The organism is Vibrio lentus, from assembly GCF_002875945.1.
Lineage (GTDB): Bacteria > Pseudomonadota > Gammaproteobacteria > Enterobacterales > Vibrionaceae > Vibrio > Vibrio apostichopi.
Genome location: NZ_MCZK01000097.1, coordinates 119,058 through 137,392 on the forward strand (window position 1 = coordinate 119,058; position 18,335 = coordinate 137,392).

At 45.3% G+C, this 18,335-nt stretch carries 19 protein-coding genes and 1 other RNA gene; 13 read left to right on the forward strand and 7 right to left on the reverse strand.

Annotated features, from left to right (window positions below):
- Positions 1-27: 27 nt before the first annotated feature.
- The 3 genes from degS to zapG all read right to left on the reverse strand — a co-directional run bounded on the left by degS (position 28) and on the right by zapG (position 3,187).
- A complete protein-coding gene (gene degS / locus BCT49_RS06905) occupies positions 28-1,092 on the reverse strand; it encodes an outer membrane-stress sensor serine endopeptidase DegS (RefSeq protein WP_065113165.1) in 1,065 nt (354 codons plus the stop codon).
- A 158-nt stretch (positions 1,093-1,250) separates the two neighbouring features.
- Complete coding sequence (locus BCT49_RS06910; protein ID WP_102434655.1) at positions 1,251-2,606, reverse strand: Do family serine endopeptidase; 1,356 nt, start codon at positions 2,604-2,606, stop codon at positions 1,251-1,253.
- 125 nt (positions 2,607-2,731) lie between these two features.
- Positions 2,732-3,187: a Z-ring associated protein ZapG gene (zapG, locus tag BCT49_RS06915; RefSeq protein ID WP_017106830.1), complete on the reverse strand. Its 456-nt coding sequence runs from the start codon at positions 3,185-3,187 to the stop codon at positions 2,732-2,734.
- Positions 3,188-3,406: 219 nt separating this feature from the next.
- Between zapG and zapE the strand changes: the two genes are divergently transcribed.
- The 8 genes from zapE to sspB all read left to right on the forward strand — a co-directional run bounded on the left by zapE (position 3,407) and on the right by sspB (position 9,749).
- Positions 3,407-4,510: a cell division protein ZapE gene (gene zapE, locus BCT49_RS06920; protein WP_102434656.1), complete on the forward strand. Its 1,104-nt coding sequence runs from the start codon at positions 3,407-3,409 to the stop codon at positions 4,508-4,510.
- A 247-nt stretch (positions 4,511-4,757) separates the two neighbouring features.
- Entirely contained in the window at positions 4,758-5,186 is a 429-nt protein-coding gene (rplM, locus tag BCT49_RS06925) for a 50S ribosomal protein L13 (RefSeq protein WP_010434689.1), read from the forward strand.
- A 15-nt stretch (positions 5,187-5,201) separates the two neighbouring features.
- Positions 5,202-5,594, forward strand: a complete 393-nt coding sequence (rpsI, locus tag BCT49_RS06930) for a 30S ribosomal protein S9 (RefSeq protein ID WP_004740758.1) — start codon at positions 5,202-5,204, stop codon at positions 5,592-5,594.
- Positions 5,595-5,925: 331 nt separating this feature from the next.
- The gene (gene petA / locus BCT49_RS06935; protein WP_010434692.1) at positions 5,926-6,516 is read left to right on the forward strand and encodes a ubiquinol-cytochrome c reductase iron-sulfur subunit; all 591 of its coding nucleotides are present in this window, start codon (positions 5,926-5,928) and stop codon (positions 6,514-6,516) included.
- Positions 6,516-7,781 carry a cytochrome b gene (locus tag BCT49_RS06940; protein WP_009848941.1) on the forward strand — a complete coding sequence of 422 codons (1,266 nt, stop codon included), beginning with the start codon at positions 6,516-6,518 and terminating at the stop codon, positions 7,779-7,781. Before petA ends, BCT49_RS06940 begins: the two co-directional genes overlap by 1 nt.
- Complete coding sequence (locus BCT49_RS06945; RefSeq protein ID WP_102434657.1) at positions 7,778-8,515, forward strand: cytochrome c1; 738 nt, start codon at positions 7,778-7,780, stop codon at positions 8,513-8,515. Before BCT49_RS06940 ends, BCT49_RS06945 begins: the two co-directional genes overlap by 4 nt.
- A gap of 97 nt (positions 8,516-8,612) precedes the next feature.
- Positions 8,613-9,248, forward strand: a complete 636-nt coding sequence (sspA, locus tag BCT49_RS06950) for a stringent starvation protein SspA (RefSeq protein WP_009848943.1) — start codon at positions 8,613-8,615, stop codon at positions 9,246-9,248.
- Between the two features lie 6 nt (positions 9,249-9,254).
- Positions 9,255-9,749 carry a ClpXP protease specificity-enhancing factor gene (gene sspB, locus BCT49_RS06955; protein ID WP_277869409.1) on the forward strand — a complete coding sequence of 165 codons (495 nt, stop codon included), beginning with the start codon at positions 9,255-9,257 and terminating at the stop codon, positions 9,747-9,749.
- Between the two features lie 167 nt (positions 9,750-9,916).
- Here the strand turns inward: sspB and BCT49_RS06960 are convergent, their stop codons facing one another.
- The 4 genes from BCT49_RS06960 to BCT49_RS06975 are packed head-to-tail and all read right to left on the reverse strand — an operon-like array spanning position 9,917 to position 13,334.
- Positions 9,917-10,522 carry a BON domain-containing protein gene (locus BCT49_RS06960; protein ID WP_102434659.1) on the reverse strand — a complete coding sequence of 202 codons (606 nt, stop codon included), beginning with the start codon at positions 10,520-10,522 and terminating at the stop codon, positions 9,917-9,919.
- A gap of 16 nt (positions 10,523-10,538) precedes the next feature.
- Positions 10,539-11,129 (reverse strand): phosphoheptose isomerase, encoded by a 591-nt coding sequence (locus BCT49_RS06965; protein WP_004729817.1) that lies wholly within the window; start codon positions 11,127-11,129, stop codon positions 10,539-10,541.
- Between the two features lie 2 nt (positions 11,130-11,131).
- Positions 11,132-11,530, reverse strand: a complete 399-nt coding sequence (locus BCT49_RS06970; RefSeq protein ID WP_102434660.1) for a YraN family protein — start codon at positions 11,528-11,530, stop codon at positions 11,132-11,134.
- The gene (locus BCT49_RS06975) at positions 11,517-13,334 is read right to left on the reverse strand and encodes a penicillin-binding protein activator (RefSeq protein WP_102434661.1); all 1,818 of its coding nucleotides are present in this window, start codon (positions 13,332-13,334) and stop codon (positions 11,517-11,519) included. Before BCT49_RS06975 ends, BCT49_RS06970 begins: the two co-directional genes overlap by 14 nt.
- 61 nt (positions 13,335-13,395) lie before the next feature.
- On the opposite strand from BCT49_RS06975, the gene rsmI reads away from it, so the two are divergent.
- The 5 genes from rsmI (at position 13,396) to BCT49_RS07000 (ending at position 18,317) form a co-directional block, all read left to right on the forward strand.
- Positions 13,396-14,262: a 16S rRNA (cytidine(1402)-2'-O)-methyltransferase gene (gene rsmI, locus BCT49_RS06980; protein WP_017106823.1), complete on the forward strand. Its 867-nt coding sequence runs from the start codon at positions 13,396-13,398 to the stop codon at positions 14,260-14,262.
- Positions 14,263-14,623: 361 nt separating this feature from the next.
- Positions 14,624-15,063, forward strand: an RNA gene (rnpB, locus tag BCT49_RS06985) — RNase P RNA component class A.
- A gap of 228 nt (positions 15,064-15,291) precedes the next feature.
- Positions 15,292-16,242: a 16S rRNA (cytosine(1402)-N(4))-methyltransferase RsmH gene (rsmH, locus tag BCT49_RS06990; RefSeq protein WP_017084764.1), complete on the forward strand. Its 951-nt coding sequence runs from the start codon at positions 15,292-15,294 to the stop codon at positions 16,240-16,242.
- A 3-nt stretch (positions 16,243-16,245) separates the two neighbouring features.
- Positions 16,246-16,563: a cell division protein FtsL gene (gene ftsL / locus BCT49_RS06995; RefSeq protein WP_017056040.1), complete on the forward strand. Its 318-nt coding sequence runs from the start codon at positions 16,246-16,248 to the stop codon at positions 16,561-16,563.
- Positions 16,560-18,317: a penicillin-binding transpeptidase domain-containing protein gene (locus BCT49_RS07000; protein ID WP_102434662.1), complete on the forward strand. Its 1,758-nt coding sequence runs from the start codon at positions 16,560-16,562 to the stop codon at positions 18,315-18,317. The genes ftsL and BCT49_RS07000 overlap by 4 nt, the downstream gene beginning before the upstream one ends.
- The last annotated feature ends 18 nt before the right edge of the window (positions 18,318-18,335 follow it).

The following is an 18,335-nucleotide window of genomic DNA, read 5'->3' on the forward strand; positions in this document are numbered from 1 at the left end:
GTTTGAATCACGCCCGTAATGTTAAGCCTACAAGCGTGTATCTTCAGCAATCGTCACTTTCAGAGTTTCGTTTTTACCTTGGCGTAAGATACCCACATCGATGACCGTGCCAGGTCGCAGATCGGTAACAATGTCCATGACGCTCTGTCGGCCATTAACTTGGGTGTTGTTGATGCTGACAATAATATCTTGTGCTTCAAATCCTGCATCGGCTGCTGGACCGTTCGGGTCAATACCCAGTACTACGATGCCACCAATGTTCTTATTACCTAATAGGCGTGATGTCACTGAGTTAATATCTTGCCCATCAATGCCGATGTAACCACGAATTACACGCCCATCAGCGATGATTTTTTGCATGATCTTATTGGCAAGTGGGTAGGGGATAGCAAACGAAATACCGTAGGTTTCCATATCGGTTGCTTGTTGGAAAGAGGCGGTATTGATTCCGACTAGCTCACCTTGTGAGTTAACAAGAGCACCGCCAGAGTTACCTTCATTGATTGCCGCATCGGTTTGAATAAAGGCTTGATGTCCATCGGCACTGATTGAAGAACGACCAGTTGCTGAGATAATACCAAAGGTCGTCGTTTGACCTAGGTTGTATGGGTTGCCGATAGCCAGTACCACATCGCCCACGTTGGCTGTGTAATCTTGGTTCAGTGGAATCACCGGTAAGTTGTCACCGCTGACTCTTAGTATCGCAATATCAGTGCGTTTGTCTGAACCAACTAACTGTGCGGCAGCAACGCGACCATCTTGTAAGGCAACCACAATTTGGTCAGCCTGAGCCACTACGTGGAAATTGGTAATGATGTAGCCTTTTTCGCTGACAATCACCCCTGAACCCAAACCTTGAGTCAGCAGTTTGTTGCGATCGCTTTCTGCGTATTTACGGCTATAGATATTGACCACAGCGGGTGCCGCGCGGCGTACAGCTTGGTTAAATGAAATCTGAAGAGAGCCGATATTATCGACTTTAGGGCTCGTGACGTCAGCAACAATCGCCGGTCGTAAGCTCGGAAATGCGAGAAGAATAAGCGCCGCTGAAACGAGTCCAAGGGAAATAGAACGAAATAGAAAGGACAGCATGTTTCCCTCTTCAACAAGTAAGGTGTGAAGCCTCCACCGATGGATGGACGACTTGATTACGAGTGAAGCATAGCATTTTGATTCATTTAAAGAAAAGGGAAGCTGAGTAAGTTTCAATCAAACTTACTTCGCTTCCCTTTGAACATTGTGACGAATAGTTATCGAATCACAAGGTAGATGGTTCGGTCGCCTCGTTGGATGTTGAGTGCCAATACCCCCGGTTGCTTCTCTAGAATATCTCTAAATTGTGCAAGGTTTTTGACTGGCTGACGGTTCACACCTATGATGATGTCATCTTTGAGAAGCTGATAGGCTTCAGCCGGAGAGCCTTGAGCAACGCTCGATACTTTTACACCTGTCGCTGAGTCGCTCTCGTTGGTGTTGGTCAGTTCCGCGCCTGCAAGTCCTTCATGAAGCTTTTCAGCTTGCGTCTTGCTATTGGTTGATTCGCCAAGGGTTACATCAAAGCTTTTGCTTTTTCCATCGCGGATAACACCGAGTTCGATCTGCTTGCCTGCGCCTAATGTTGCCACTTTCGCTCTGAGCTCACTAAAGGTATCAATGCGTTTGCCATTAATAGAGATGATAATGTCTCCGGCTTTAAGTCCCGCTTTGTCTGCTGCGCTATCAGGGACAATTTGACTAACAAAAGCCCCTTTACTTGATTCATAACCGAGTGCTTCAGCGAGTTCAGAGGTGACTTCTCCACCTTGAACACCCAGCATACCGCGTTTTACTTCACCGAAATCGAGGATCTGTTCTGTCAGGTTTGTCATCATGTTGGATGGAATTGCAAAGCCGATGCCGACATTGCCTCCGTTAGGGCCTAGGATAGCCGTGTTGATACCAATCAGTTCACCGTTAAGATTCACTAATGCACCTCCAGAGTTACCACTGTTAATCGCGGCATCGGTTTGAATGAAGTTCTCGAAGTTCTCTAGATTTAGACCGCTACGGCCTAACGCTGAAACGATACCGGATGTCACGGTTTGGCCAAGTCCAAATGGGTTGCCGATAGCGACACTGAAATCGCCGACTCTTAGCTTGTCTGAATCTGCGACTTTTATCTGGGTAAGGTTTTTGGCTTTCTCTAATTTGAGCAATGCGATATCAGACATCTGGTCGCCACCGATCAGCTCGGCATCGTACTCTCGACCATCATGAAGTTTTACTTTGATATCGTCGGCGCCATTTATAACGTGATAGTTGGTGACGATATGGCCTTTTTTAGCATCAATGATGACACCAGAACCTAACCCGCGGAATGGGCGCTCTCGTGTTTGCTCTGGGCCGAAAAAGAATTGGAATTGTTCAGGGATTTGCTGACGTTGTACCTGTTTGCCTTCAACGGCAATACTAACCACAGCGGGGGTCACTTGTTCAAGCATAGGTGCCAGGCTCGGTAATTGTTCATTACCCACACTTAATGGCAGTGCGGCGGTTGCTTGAATGGGGGTGATGATTGAACTTAAGCTTAAAGTTAGTACTGATAAAGCAAGCAAAGGTTTTTTCATCATAAACTCCTCTCTAGTTAAGGCCTTATCCCTCTCATATTTGCTATAGATATGAGAAGTTTCAAATGACCTGAGTGAAAGTTATGACTCAAAAACCTTTGTAAAGTTCAAGAAGTGTTAAATGTTTACGATGCTTTTGCTGTGACTACATCAGGAGCATCAATGATTTCTTTCTTCTGTTCTTTAAATAAACCGGTTGCACCATTAGCGTAATCTTTTGGTTGTTCCTCAAGAGTCGCCTCTTTAGTTGAAGGCTTGTCTTGCGTCTTATCCGAATGGGCAGCGGCTGTTTTGACAAACGGGTTGTCTTGCTCTGGCAGATTAGGAATCAGCTCTGAACTTGTTTTTTCCATGTGTTGGTACAGCTTTGTGTAGTCCTTACCTAAGGTATCTAACATTTCTGCTGATTTAGCAAAGTGGTCAGCAAGTTCTTGTCGTTGCTGTTCAAGGGCAAACTTTGCACTGTCTAATTCTTTTTGTACGTTCTTTTGTTTTTTGTATTCAGGCGTCATGAGACGAGAAATAGCGACCCCTAAGATAACTCCGACTAGTAAACCGGCAACGGCATACATCCAAGGCATAACAGCTCCTTATTATTGTTTTTTAACATGTTTGTTACTGCTTAGTTACACGTGATACGGCTCCATGGTACTATGAGAAAGCCGCAGTATAAAGAGAAATGCGTGTGCGCTAGATAGCAGTTTAGTGTTGCTTTATTCATCGCATCAAATCATCTCTCGTGCTGTTTGGGTACCTTTTTCTTCGCTGTCTGATATCGCTTTCATTGTGGAAATGTCGTCATGAATCCCGTTAAAAAATACGAACAAGATATAAAAGAACATGGATTTCAAAGAGATCCAGCACAAGAGCAAGCAGTTAAATCTTTAGATGAACTCTTTCATCAATTCCAAGATTACATGAATACTCCAGTTCCTCAACTTACGCGATTCCAGAAATTGCTAGGTAAAAAGCCCGAGTTGCCAGAGCCACCCAAAGGCCTCTATTTTTGGGGCGGTGTAGGGCGTGGCAAAACTTATCTAATGGATACGTTTTACGAAGCCTTACCGACCACTAAAAAAATGCGAGTTCACTTCCACCGCTTTATGTATCGAGTTCATGATGAGCTGAAAGCGCTCGGTAATGTAAGTGACCCGTTACCGCTAGTGGCTGACAAGCTAAAGCAAGAAGCCGACATTATCTGTTTCGATGAGTTCTTTGTTTCAGATATCACCGACGCCATGATCTTAGGGACTTTGTTCCAAGAGCTATTTGCGCGTAACGTTATCTTGGTGGCGACTTCTAATATCCCACCTGCAGATCTGTATCGTAATGGCTTACAGCGTGCACGCTTCTTACCTGCGATTAAGCTGATTCAAGAAAACTGTCGCATCCTTAATGTAGACAGCGGTATTGATTACCGATTGAGAACCTTAGAGCAAGCTGAGATCTATCATTATCCATTAGATAACCAAGCCAATATCAATCTAGAGAAATATTACGCGCAGTTAGTCGGTGAAGATAAAGAGAAGCTCAAGCAGATCGAAGTCAACCATCGCCAATTGGATGTCATTGAAGCGAGTGATGGTGTATTACATGGTACTTTTGCACAACTTTGTCAGTCGGCTCGTAGTCAGAATGATTACATTGAACTGTCTAAGGTTTATCACACGGTTTTATTAGCGGATGTTTTACAGATGGGGGCGACGTCAGACGATGCGGCGAGGCGATTTATTGCGTTAGTCGATGAGTTTTATGAGCGTCATGTGAAATTAATAATTTCAGCGGAAGTTGAGTTAGAAAAATTGTACACCAATGGCCAGCTAGAGTTTGAGTTTAAACGTTGTCAGTCGCGTTTAATCGAAATGCAGAGCCATGAATATTTGGCAAAAGAACACTTAATTTAGCTCTTATTATCTCTAATACGAAAGAGAATTAAAAAAATCGTGATTTTGTTCAAAAAGAGGTGATTTTTTCTTCGCTCTTCTCTATAATCCTGCGACCTACCGTTACTGCGGGCCTCTAGCGATGAGTAAAATCACGTTATGCCAAGAGTTTTCCAACACTCGAAGGGGTGATGAATGGTAACTCTTAGACAGTGGGAATACGCGAGTATTCCTTAAGTGTAAATTTTTTAAATAGGTAATTATTAGCATGAAAACTTTCGTTGCTAAACCAGAAACTGTAAAACGCGACTGGTATGTTGTAGACGCTGAAGGCAAAACTCTTGGCCGTCTAGCAAGTGAAATCGCTTCTCGCCTACGCGGCAAGCACAAAGCAGAATACACTCCTCACGTAGACACTGGTGATTACATCATCGTTGTTAACGCTGAGAAAGTTGCTGTGACTGGTAACAAAGCTAAGGGTAAGGTTTACTACCGTCACTCTGAGTTCCCAGGTGGTCTTAAGACTATCACTTTTGAAAAGCTAATTGCTAAGAAACCAGAAATGGTTCTTGAACTAGCAGTTAAAGGTATGCTTCCACGTGGTCCTCTAGGCCGCGCGATGTACCGTAAGCTTAAAGTATACGCTGGTACTGAGCACAACCATGTTGCTCAACAACCACAAGTACTAGACATCTAATTGGGGATTAAGACAATGGCAGAGAATCAATACTACGGCACTGGTCGTCGCAAAAGCTCAGCAGCTCGTGTTTTCATCAAACCAGGCTCTGGTGAGATCGTAATCAACAAGCGTAGCCTTGATGTTTACTTCGGTCGTCCAACTTCTCGTATGGTTGTTAAGCAACCTCTTGAGCTAGTTGAACTAACTGAGAAACTTGACCTTTACATCACTGTTTCTGGTGGTGGTATTTCAGGTCAAGCTGGCGCAATCCGCCACGGTATCACTCGTGCTCTTATGGAATACGATGAAACTCTACGTCCTGCTCTACGTGCAGCTGGCTATGTTACGCGTGACGCTCGTTGCGTTGAGCGTAAGAAAGTTGGTCTACGTAAAGCACGTCGTAAACCTCAATTCTCTAAGCGTTAATTTTTCCTTACCGAAAAATACACGCGACCAGTTTTATTACTGGAATTGTGGTTCAAAGCTCGGCTATATGCCGGGCTTTTTGTCTTTCTGGCCCCCGCTAAACGCTTTTCCCCCCTCGTTTTATTCCCAAATTCTTATATTTTGAAAGCTTTTGTAACCCAATGTGCGCTTTGCCTCATGATTGTTACAAAAAGGTAGCTTTATCTTGTCAAAAAGTAGGGTTTTATTTATCATTTGCCGTCAATAAATAGAACTAAATACATATTTTGTTAGCCATGCTCTTTATTCGGAATTATTTCAATCCATAAGGAGCAAATGGGAGAATGTTTGGATGAGCAACGCGCCTTTAAATAACGGTCGCAGGCGTTTCTTAACCGCAACAACAGCCGTTGTTGGTGGTTTAGGAGCAGCTGCTGTAGCCGTGCCTTTTATTAAATCATGGAATCCGAGTGCTAAGGCGAAAGCTGCAGGCGCGCCGGTGGAAGTGGAAGTCAGTAAGTTAGAACCGGGACAAATGGTTCGTGTCGAGTGGCAAGGTAAGCCTGTATGGGTTGTACGCCGAGCTGAATCGGTACTAGAAAACCTAAAAGCGATCGGTGGTCAACTTCGTGACCCTCAATCTGAAGCTGAACAACAACCTGAGTACGCACAGAACGAGTTTCGTTCGATTAAGCCGGAATTCTTCGTTGCTGTTGGTTTCTGCACACACTTAGGTTGTTCTCCAACTTACCTGCCAGATTCTTTCGCAGAACAGGTTCAGGGCGTTAAGTCTGGTTTCTTCTGTCCTTGTCATGGTTCAAAGTTTGATATGGCAGGTCGAGTATTCCAAGGCGTACCGGCTCCATTGAACCTTGTTGTACCAAAGCATATGTATTTGAGTGACACGAAGATCATGATCGGTGTCGACGAGGGAGACGCATAATGCAAGGATTGCTTGATTGGGTAGAAAAACGTCTACCCGCGATGAATGCTTACAAAAAGCACTTATCTGAATACCCAATGCCTAAGAACTTTAACTTTTGGTACCTTTTCGGTTCTTTGGCAATGTTGGTCCTGGTTAACCAAATCCTTACGGGTATCTGGTTAACAATGAACTACGTGCCGTCTGGTGAGGGTGCGTTTGCTTCTGTTGAATACATCATGCGTGATGTGGAATACGGTTGGTTACTGCGTTACATGCACTCAACTGGCGCTTCTGCGTTCTTCGTGGTTATCTACCTGCATATGTTCCGTGGTCTAATCTACGGTTCTTACCAAAAACCTCGTGAGCTACTTTGGATCTTCGGTATGTTGATCTTCTTAGTGCTTATGGCTGAAGCTTTCATGGGTTACTTACTACCATGGGGTCAAATGTCTTACTGGGGTGCTCAGGTAATCATATCTCTGTTTGGTGCAATTCCTGTCATTGGTGATGACCTAACGCTTTGGATCCGTGGTGATTACATCATCTCAGGTGCAACGCTGAACCGTTTCTTCGCACTGCACGTTATTGCTCTACCAATCGTACTATTGCTGCTTATCGTACTTCACGTACTAGCGCTACACGAAGTGGGTTCGAATAATCCTGACGGTATCGAAACTAAGCTTCCTAAAGGTACGATGGGCGACGACTACAAGACTCAGTTCCCATTCCACAAGGATTACACTAAGAAATACGACATCATCGACTCTATTCCTTTCCACCCGTACGGGACGGTGAAAGATATGGTAGGTGTTGCTGGTTTCCTATTCTTGTTCTGTTACGTGCTGTTCTTTAACCCAGAGATGGGTGGGTACTTCCTTGAGCCGCCTAACTTTGAAGCTGCAAACCCACTGAAAACACCTGAGCACATTGCCCCTGTTTGGTACTTCACACCGTTCTACGCGGTACTACGTGCTGTTCCAGATAAGCTGTTAGGTGTAGTTGCAATGGGTGCCTCTATTGTTGTGCTATTCCTACTGCCATGGTTCGACCGTTGTAAAGTGCGTTCTTACCGTTACCGTAGCAAACTGCATTTGATTAACATCATCCAATTCACAATAAGCTTTATTGCGCTTGGTGTCCTTGGTGCGCTTCCAGCAACGCCAACATACACATTACTGGCTCAAATCTTTAGCTTAGGTTATTTCATGTTCTTCGTTCTGCTGTGGTTCTACAGTAAAAATGAAGCGACGAAACCATTACCAGAAAGGGTGACATTCAAATGAAAAAGTGGATTGTAATTTTATTTGCTATGTTGCCGTCTCTAGCGATGGCAGCGGGTGCAAGCGTACCATTAGACAAAGCAAACAATGATTTAACAGACAAAGCCTCATTGCAAAATGGCGCTAAGATGTTCATGAACTACTGTTTTGCTTGTCACTCAACGCAGTACCAACGCTATGAACGTGTTGCGAATGATTTAGAGATTCCTTTAGACCTAATGAAGGAAAACCTGATCTTCGATCCTGAAGTGAAAATTGGTAGCTTGATGGTTAACGCTATGCCTTCTGACCAAGCAGCTAGCTGGTTTGGTGCTCCACCACCAGATCTAACATTGGTTGCTCGTGTTCGTGGCGCAGATTGGCTATACACGTACCTTCGCACTTTCTATGAAGATCCGTCTCGTCCATTTGGTGTAAACAACATTGTTTTCCCAAGTGTTGGTATGCCGCATGTTCTTGAAGAGCTACAAGGTATCCCAACGCCAATCTACGATACTCACATGGTTGATGGTGAGGAAGTAAAGGTTGTTGTTGGTACTGAAACGGACGGTTCTGGCGAATTAAGCACTGGTGAGTATGACAACGCGGTTCGCGATCTGGTTAACTTCCTAGTTTACTCAGGTGACCCAGTACAACTTGAGCGTCATGCTATGGGTTGGTGGGTAATGGCCTTCTTGGTAATCTTCACTATCGTTGTGATTTTACTGAAGAAAGAGTATTGGCGTGATGTGCACTAATTGTGCTATAATACCGTGCTAATTCCCAAATTATGTTAATGTTCAATGGAGGCTTTAGGCCTCCATTGTTTTTATTTAAAGTGTACTGGAGGGCTCCATGGCTGTAGCTGCCAATAAACGTTCTGTAATGACTCTTTTCTCAAGTGCTTCTGATATGTATAGCCATCAGGTGCGCATTGTTCTTGCTGAAAAAGGCGTAAGTGTTGAAGTTGAGTTAGTAGATGAAAAAAATCTACCAGCAGAGCTTGTTGAACTGAACCCGTACAAATCAGTACCTACCCTTGTTGATCGTGAGCTTGCTCTATATGACTCAAAGATCATCATGGAATATCTTGATGAGCGTTTCCCTCATCCACCATTGATGCCTGTCTACCCGGTTGCACGTGGTAATAGCCGTCTAATGATGTACCGCATTGAGCGCAACTGGTATTCAGTTGCAGAGAAGATCGTTAAAGGCAACGCTGAAGAATCAGAAGCTGCTCGCGTTAAACTGCGCAACGACCTACTGACTCTTGCTCCTATCTTCGCTGAGTATGAATACTTCATGAGCGAAGAGTTTAGCCTAATTGATTGCTACCTTGCTCCGCTATTATGGCGTTTACCTGAGCTTGGTATCGAACTGATTGGTCCTGGTTCTAAAGAGCTTAAGATTTACATGAACCGCGTATTTGAACGTGATTCATTCCTAGCTTCTCTAACAGAAGCTGAGCGTGAGATGCGACTCGTTCGCTAAGCGTTTATGGATATTTCTAATATGACACCACGCCGACCATACATGCTTCGTGCATTCTATGATTGGTTGGTTGATAACGAATTAACTCCCCACCTTGTTGTTGAAGCAACATTACCAGGTGTGAGAGTTCCAGAAGAGTTTGTTCAAGATGGTCAGATCATTCTGAACATCGCGCCTCGTGCGGTTGGGCAACTTGAACTGAGTAACGAAGCTGTTACGTTCAGTGCTCGCTTTAGCGGACGTCCACACTCAGTGATCGTTCCTCTATATGCAGTACAAGCGATTTATGCTCGTGAGAATGGTGCTGGTACCATGTTTGAACCTGAAGAGGCATACATGGAAGCGTTTGAAGAAGGGATTGAAGAAAGCCCTTTTGAAGAACCAGAAAAAGGCCCATCTTTGAGTGTAGCAACGGCAGACGTTGATGCGGAAGAGCCTGACTCAGATCCTGAGCCACCTCGTCCAGCAAAAGGTCGACCAAGCCTTCGTGTTATCAAATAGCGTTATTTTTGAATAACTCTAAATACAAAAAAAGCAGCGATTTATCGCTGCTTTTTCTTTTTGTGCTTTCTGGTTTTTATTCGCCTGATTCATTTCGTTAGGCATTACCAGCTAGGTCGCTAATCAGTAGCTACTTAGCCAAGCCCGTTAAGTGAACTCAGGGAACGTTAGTTTACTGAAGTGTCTTCTTCACCATATTCGAACGCTCGAATCACCTGCTTTACGCCTGAAACATTACGGGCAACTTCTGTCGCGATATCAGCATGCTCTCGAGATACTAACCCAAGTAAAAACACCTCTGAATCTTCAGTGATGACTTTAACCTTAATGCCGTTGAGATCTGCGTTTGCAAGAAGGGCTGATTTCACCTTAGTGGTGATCCAGCTGTCATTACTAATGGCACTGATGGTCAATGGCTCTTTTACTCGCACCTGATTATGGATGCTTTCTACGCCTGCCACTTCTTTGGCTTGGCTTTCAAACGCGCGACGTTCTGAGTCAGTGGTCGCTTGCCCCATCAATACAACCGAACCTCGGTAAGAGCTCGCTGTGATGCGAACGTTGCCACGATATGGTTGTTTGTTGGTGATGGCCGCGACTTCAAATTCGATATTGTTGTCGTTCCAAATCTCTTTGGTGGTTCGTGTATCAGTGACTAAGTTCGCTGTGGTTGCAGCACCAGCAATGAAAATGCCAGCACAACCAGACAGGGAAAGTGTAAGTAGCGAAACACTAATCAGCTTCAACAGCCTCATAGAGGTTAATGATTTCATTGTGATGCTCCGTATATCACTCTTCGTGAGCAGGGAAGAGTACTTGATCGATTAGGTCACATAGGCAGTGCAGTGTCACCATGTGAACTTCGTGAATGCGTGCTGTACGGTGTGAAGGGATACGAATTTCTACATCGTGTTCGCCAAGCAAACCTGCCATTTCACCGCCGTCTTTACCGGTAAAGGCGATGATAGTCATATCACGAGTTACTGCCGCTTCCATCGCTTTGATTATGTTCTTGCTGTTACCGCTGGTCGAGATAGCCAGTAAAATATCACCGGTTTGACCAAATGCACGCACCTGCTTAGAGAAGATCTCTTCATAGTGGTAATCGTTAGCAACGGCTGTCAACGTCGTATTGTCTGCCGTTAGCGCCATTGCTGGCAGGCTAGGGCGTTCTGTTTCAAAGCGGTTTAATAAGCATGATACAAACTGTTGAGCATTAGACGCAGAACCACCATTACCACAACAAAGAATTTTGTTTCCGTTGAGTAGGGTTGCAACCATTGCTTGTGCAGCATGCGTAATTGCGTCAGGCAGTGCTTCGGCAGCAGCAATCTGGATCTGAATACTTTCTGTAAAACTTTCTTTAATGCTGTCTAGCATGTTTATCCTTGGGTAATCGCGTTTTGAATCCAGTTGATATCGTCATTTGGGCCTTCGATGGCAACGATATCAAATCGGAAGTCTGTAGAGTGTACTGACAGGCCTTGCTGCATAAGCCAGACATTGGCTGTTTTAAACAGCTTGTGCGACTTCTTTGCTGTCACCATTTCAGCGGCATGTCCGTAGCGTGTTTGCTTGCGGTATTTTACCTCAGTAAACACAACCGTATTGTTATGGCGCATTATAAGATCAATTTCGCCACACTTTGCTATGAAGTTTTCTTCAATTAGCGATAAACCGTGGCGAATTAGGTAGGACTTTGCCACGGCTTCGTATTTATCACCCACTTGTTTGTGGGTGATTGTTGGTTTGGAGAGAAACTTACGGCTAAAAAGCCCCATGCTCTGCCCAACTGATTTCACGCTGTACGATGCAATTGTTGTCGATAGTCAATACACCTGTTTCACCTGGAATGCTGTAGCCTTGAACGGCTTTCATCTGTGGAAGCGCATCCATTAGGTAATAAGCATCCATTCCCAACGCTTGCAGACGTTTTTGGCCGTTTGAGTTTGAAGGCCATAGGTCGTTTAGCTCTTTGTTGAGCTCGTTCTTGTTCTCAACCAATAGTGGGATGTCGCTGTAGAACACACCTGTTAGGTCTTCGTACTGCTTATCACCGCTGTTGCTGCGTGAGTTTGAGAACAAGGCTGGTTGGTCAGCATCTGGGTTAATCGCCACTTCAATGAAAGGCTTGATCAACGTGAGCTCTGAGTTCTTCGCCACAATGTAGACCGAGTCGATATCACGACGACTGCGTGGCTCAGTTTCTAGGTCCAGATTAAGGAGGCCATCCATTTGAGCGATACGCTGCTGGCTTTCTTGTAGTCCGAATACCTGATTCACGTTGCGTTGAAGTTGGCGCTTGTCAGAGAACATGGTAATCGCGACTTCGTTGTTGCTGTACTTTTTCCACTCTTCCTTAAAGGCTTGCTCAACTCGGTCACCTAAGCGTCCTTTTGGCGCTAGGATAAGCGGGTACTTGTAGCCTTGAGCAAAAAGATGTTTCGCTGCTTGAGCGACTTCTTGTTCTGGCGATAGAGCGAGATAGCAGATATTAGTATCAGACTCTAGCTGCGTTGGAATGTTCAGAGCTAACGCAGGAATCGAGTTCTCGTGATTTTTCTGCGCTTGTTGAAGCTTGGTGATGTTGCTCTTAATCAACGGACCAACAATGAAATCAACGTTGTTTTCTTCCAGTGTTGCTTTAATTTCAGCGGCACTTTGTACGTTGGTATCCATAACCGTCAGCGTTGCATCTTCTTCGCGCTCTTTGTCATTCATCATTGCAAAGATAAAACCGTCACGAACGAGTTGCGCTTGCTTGCCGTACTTACCTGTTAAAGGCAGTAATAGTGCGGTGCTGGTCGGCTTGCTGATTTCTAACGCTAATATATCGGTGATCGCTTGAGGCGTATAAAGCGCTGCTGGGTGGCGAGGGTTCTCTGCTAACCAGTCCGACAGTGTTTTCTGTAGATCTGGAAGATTAGAGTTGAGCGTCTTCATGTAAATAGACAGCTGTAACCAGCCCGCTAAAACGTCTTCGGTAGGAGATGTTTTAAGCTCTAGAATCTCATATTGAGAATAGCTATTCAGATTCTGCCAAATACGGTCGGCCGTTTGCTGCTGGATTTCTTCATCAGCATCTACGAACTCTGAATAAAGCACTAACTCACGGCTCGCTTCGAAATATTCTTTCTTCATCTCTGAAATATTCGCGCGTAGCTCGTGATAATCTTTCCATTGCTCGTTAGGCAGTTTCCACCACGGCTGGAAATTAAGTTGGCTATAGGCTTGGTCTGGTTGTGAGTTATTCACTAATAACTGCGCACGAGCCAGTTGCCACTCTGCTTGTTGCACTTCACTAAGCTCTTGCTTTGCTATGCGTTTGATAAGCAAAGTAGCTTGATCGGTTTTCCCAGCTTGCACAGAGGCTTTAAGTGCCATGATGAGCCAATCGTTTTGCAGGCTTCCTTTGCTGCTATCCGCTTGCATCATGTAACTTTCAGTTGATTGCGCTGGATCTAGTGTAATATCAACACGCGTTGGTGCTTGAGGGCCTGAAGAACAAGCCGCCAACGTAATTGCTAATGCAATTGGAGTGAGTAAGCGTGGTACACTGAGTCTCTTATGGTTCATCGTTGCCATGAGTTCTTTAAATTCCGTATCAATTTGTATCTATATTAATCGTTGAAGTGATGGTAAACAAATGACAGATAACAAAACCTTGCTCACAGAGAGCCCAACTCTCTATATTGTGCCAACCCCAATCGGAAATTTGGGAGATATCACTCAAAGAGCAATTGAAATTTTATCAAGTGTCGATGTTATTGCAGCCGAAGACACACGCCACACGGGTAAGCTGCTTGCTCACTTCAATATATCCACCAGAACGTTCGCTTTACATGATCATAATGAACAAACTAAAGCGCAAGTTCTAGTCGAAAGGTTATTAGAAGGTCAGTCTATCGCATTAGTCTCTGATGCGGGTACTCCTTTAATCAGTGACCCAGGTTACCATCTTGTATCACAATGTCGTCAAGCGGGTGTGAGAGTTGTGCCACTTCCTGGTGCTTGTGCTGTGATTACCGCACTCAGTGCGTCTGGTTTGCCGTCTGATCGTTTCAGCTTTGAAGGCTTCTTACCGCCAAAGAGCAAAGGTCGTAAAGACAAGTTCTTAGAGATCGCAAAAGCAGAACGCACTTGTATCTTCTACGAATCTCCGCACCGCATTACTGATTCTCTGCAAGACATGCTTGAGATCTTGGGCCCAGACCGTGAAGTTGTGCTGGCGCGTGAGCTGACTAAAACATTCGAAACCATTCAAGGGTTGCCACTCGGTGAGCTTATTGAATGGATTGAAGAAGATTCGAACCGTAAGCGCGGCGAGATGGTGCTGTTGATTCATGGTCATCGTGAAGAAGCGAGCACAGAGCTGCCAGACGAAGCGACCCGTACGCTGGGTATTCTAACCAAAGAGCTGCCCCTTAAAAAAGCAGCGGCAATGACGGCCGAGATCTACAACCTTAAGAAGAATGCACTTTATAAGTGGGGTCTAGAACACCTAGACAACTAATGCTTCTTTAGTGATTTAGTTCAGATACAGATAAATGAGTAACTAAGCTGTTCTCCTTTATCTGTATTGCTAACCTGCCACTCGCTCTTAAATGTTTTCGCAACTCTCATCTCGCCACTCGTACCCGCTTTTAATTGTTTTCGAATCCCTCATCTCATTACTCATATCCACTTTTAATTCTGTTTGAATCTCTCATCTCATTACTCGCATCCGCATTTAATTCTTTTCGAATCTCTCGTCTCGTTACTCGCATCTGCTCTTAAACTGCTTTTGCTCAATTTCCCATCAGTTAACAATCGGTTTGCAGCATATTTGTGATCTCGCTAGACACTGCACATTAATCTCTATACAATCCGCCCTCGGAGTTGAACGGGTAATCGCTGCTTTGCTGATGTCCTTCGGGAGACTGACGTTGAGGTCCTTCGGGAAACTGACGTTGAAGTCCTTCGGGAGACTGGTAGAGGGGAGGAACGTCCGGGCTCCATAGAGCAGGGTGCCAGATAACGTCTGGGGGGCGCGAGCCCACGACAAGTGCAGCAGAGAGAAGACCGCCGATGGCCTCATTTCTTCGGAAGAGGCACAGGTAAGGCTGAAAGGGTGCGGTAAGAGCGCACCGTGCGGCTGGCAACAGTTCGTAGCAAGGTAAACTCCACCCGGAGCAAGATCAAATAGGCCCTCGCATTGCGCTGCTCGCGTATGGGGGCGGGTAGATTGCTTGAGCCTGTGAGCGATTGCAGGCCTAGACGAATGGTTACCGCCGCGCAAGCGGAACAGAACCCGGCGTATGTGTCAACTCCACCTATATAAAGAACCCATCATTACTTAACAGTAGTGATGGGTTTTTTGCTTTATATTGACGTAAATTATTTAGATTTCCTTAGAATCCTTCACCCTGATATAAGCTTGGGTCAAAAATTACCAAAGCCTATACACAATATGGTGGAGATACGGCGTGAAATCAGTACACTAAAACGTTAATAGATCAAATTATTGCCTAACTAACGGCTCAATCCACTCACTGAGAAGACTATGACAGAAGCATTCAAACATATTTCAGTATTGCTTAACGAATCTATTGACGGACTTGCGATCAAACCTGACGGTACCTACATCGATGGTACTTTTGGCCGTGGTGGTCACAGCCGTACAATCCTGTCTAAACTGGGCGAGAATGGACGACTCTTTAGTATCGACCGCGATCCACAAGCGATTGCTGAAGCTCAGAAGATTGATGATCCCCGTTTTACAATTATCCATGGTCCATTCTCGGGTATGGCTGAATATGCAGAGCGTTATGACTTAGTCGGTCAAGTGGATGGCGTATTACTGGATTTGGGTGTTTCTTCACCACAGTTAGATGATGCTGAACGTGGCTTTAGCTTCATGAAAGATGGCCCGTTGGACATGCGTATGGATCCAACAACGGGTATTCCTGTTTCTCAGTGGTTAGTTGAAGCGGATCTTGATGACATCACTTGGGTTATTCGTGAGTTCGGTGAAGACAAACACGCTCGTCGTATCGCGAAAGGCATCATTGCTTATCAAGAGAACGAAGAGAACGAACCGTTAACGCGTACTGGTCAACTGGCTAAGCTTATCTCAGATGTTGCTCCAAAGAGCTTTAAAGAGAAAAAGCACCCAGCGACACGTGCATTCCAAGCGTTTCGTATCTACATCAACAGTGAACTTGAAGAGATCGATACCGCACTGAAAGGCGCAGCAAGCATTCTTGCTCCTCAAGGTCGTATCTCTGTTATCAGCTTCCACTCTCTTGAAGACCGTATGGTGAAGCGCTTTATCCGTAAAGAGAGCCAAGGGCCACAAGTTCCTCACGGTTTACCGCTAACAGAAGATCAGATTAAAGCTTTAGGCAGTGCCGATCTAAAACCAATTGGTAAAGCGATCAAGCCTTCTAAAGATGAAGTGGATGAGAATACTCGTTCGCGCAGCTCAGTACTACGAATCGCAGAAAAGCTATAGTCAATGAAGACCTCCAAACCGAACTTAGCCAAGATAATATTTTTTGATTTGATCTCCGTGGGCAAAGTCCCGTTGGTGCTTCTTATCTGTATCTTCGCGAGTGCGATGGGGGTCGTTCTTACGACACATATGTCACGTCAGGCTATTACGCAAAAAGACACGGCATTAGTGGAGCGAGAACAGCTTGATGATGAGTGGCGAAATTTAATGCTTGAAGAGACGGCTCTGGCTGAACATAGCCGCGTTCAAGCATCGGCAAAACGAGAGCTAGACATGAAACGTCCAGACTCTGATAAAGAAGTAGTGATCACACTGAAATGACCGGTAAAAAGGAAAAAGCACCCGCGAAAACCGTTAATAAATCAACGAAAGAGCGAGTGAAGAGCGAAAAGGATTCGGATCCAGTTCTTATTAAATGGCGTTTCAACGTCGTGATTGCTTTCGTGTTTCTTGCCTTTGCTGCACTCGTAGGCCGTGTTGCTTACATCCAAATCATTGAACCAGATAACTTAATTCGTCAGGGTGACCTTCGCTCGGTACGTGTTAAGGCCATTCCTTCCGCCCGCGGCATTATCTCAGACCGCAATGGCGAACCGCTTGCTGTGAGTGTTCCAGTTGAAGCGGTATGGGCCGACCCGAAAACCATTTTCGATAAAAACGGTATGGCTCAAATTGATCGTTGGTATGCGTTAGCCGATGTACTTGGCTTAGAACGTCAATCAATGATCGATAAGATCTCCAGCAACAAATCCCGTCGATTTATTTACCTGCAAAGACAAGTTAGCCCTGCAATGGCTAAGTATATTCGTGAACTGAAGCTGGTGGGTGTTGGCCTTAAAGCGGAATCTCGACGTTACTACCCAGCAGGCGAAGTCAGTGCGCACCTTATTGGTGTGACCGGTATTGACGGGCACGGTTTGGAAGGCGTTGAACGCAGCTACGACAAATGGCTCACGGGCGAGGCGGGTAAGCGGACTATTCGTAAAGATCGCTATGGACGTGTTGTTGAAAACATTGCCTTAGAAGAGCGTGAAGAAGGCAAACCACTAGAGCTAACGATCGATCAACGACTTCAGGCGATTGCTTATCGCGCGATCAAGCAAGCCGTGGCGGATCACAAGGCGACTTCAGGCTCTGCTGTACTACTCGATGTAAAAACGGGTGCCGTGTTAGCTATGGTTAATGCCCCTTCTTATAATCCGAACAATCGCGCTGATTTACAAAGCTTTAAGATGCGTAACCGCGTTCTGACCGATGCAATGGAACCAGGTTCTACCGTGAAACCTTTTGTGGTTTTAGCAGCACTAGAGAACGGCACTGCAGACCCCGATATCGTTATTGATACGGGCAATGGCATTATGCAGATCGGTGGTAGTCGCGTACGAGATTCTTCTAAAGTCGGTAAGGCTGACTTAGCGCTGATCCTCAAGAAGTCGAGTAACATCGGCGTAGCGAAATTGGCACTTAATATGCCACTTGAAGCTTTGCTTGGTATGTACAGTTCAGTTGGTCTAGGCGAGATGTCTGGGCTTAATTTGGTTGGTGAAACGAGCGGTATTTTCCCGAATCGCCGTCGTTGGTCAAAGTTTGAAATTGCGACTTTAGCATTCGGTTATGGCTTGTCGGTTACGCCGATGCAGTTGGCACATGCTTATGCAACGCTAGCCAACAAAGGCATGTATGAACCGATTCATATTATTAAGAGTAACGACCAAGACTTTTCTAAGCAAATCATCAAGCGCGAGAACGCTGAACTGGTTCTGAATATGCTAGAAGGGGTTACTCAAAAAGGCGGTACGGCAACAAGAGCCGCAGTGCCTGGTTATCGAGTTGCAGCAAAAACGGGTACCTCTCGTAAGGCTGAAGCAGGCGGCTACAGTGATGAATACATCGCGGTGACCGCTGGCTTTGCTCCAGTCAGTGACCCAAGAGTGGCGCTGGTTGTTGTGGTCAATGAGCCTCAAGGTGACCTTTACTATGGCGGTTCAGTCGCAGCCCCCGTTTTTTCTGAAATCATGAAGGGTGCACTGCAAATTCTCAATGTCCCTGCTGATGAAAACAAGTTTCAAGAATAGAGCTAATCAGGATTCAAT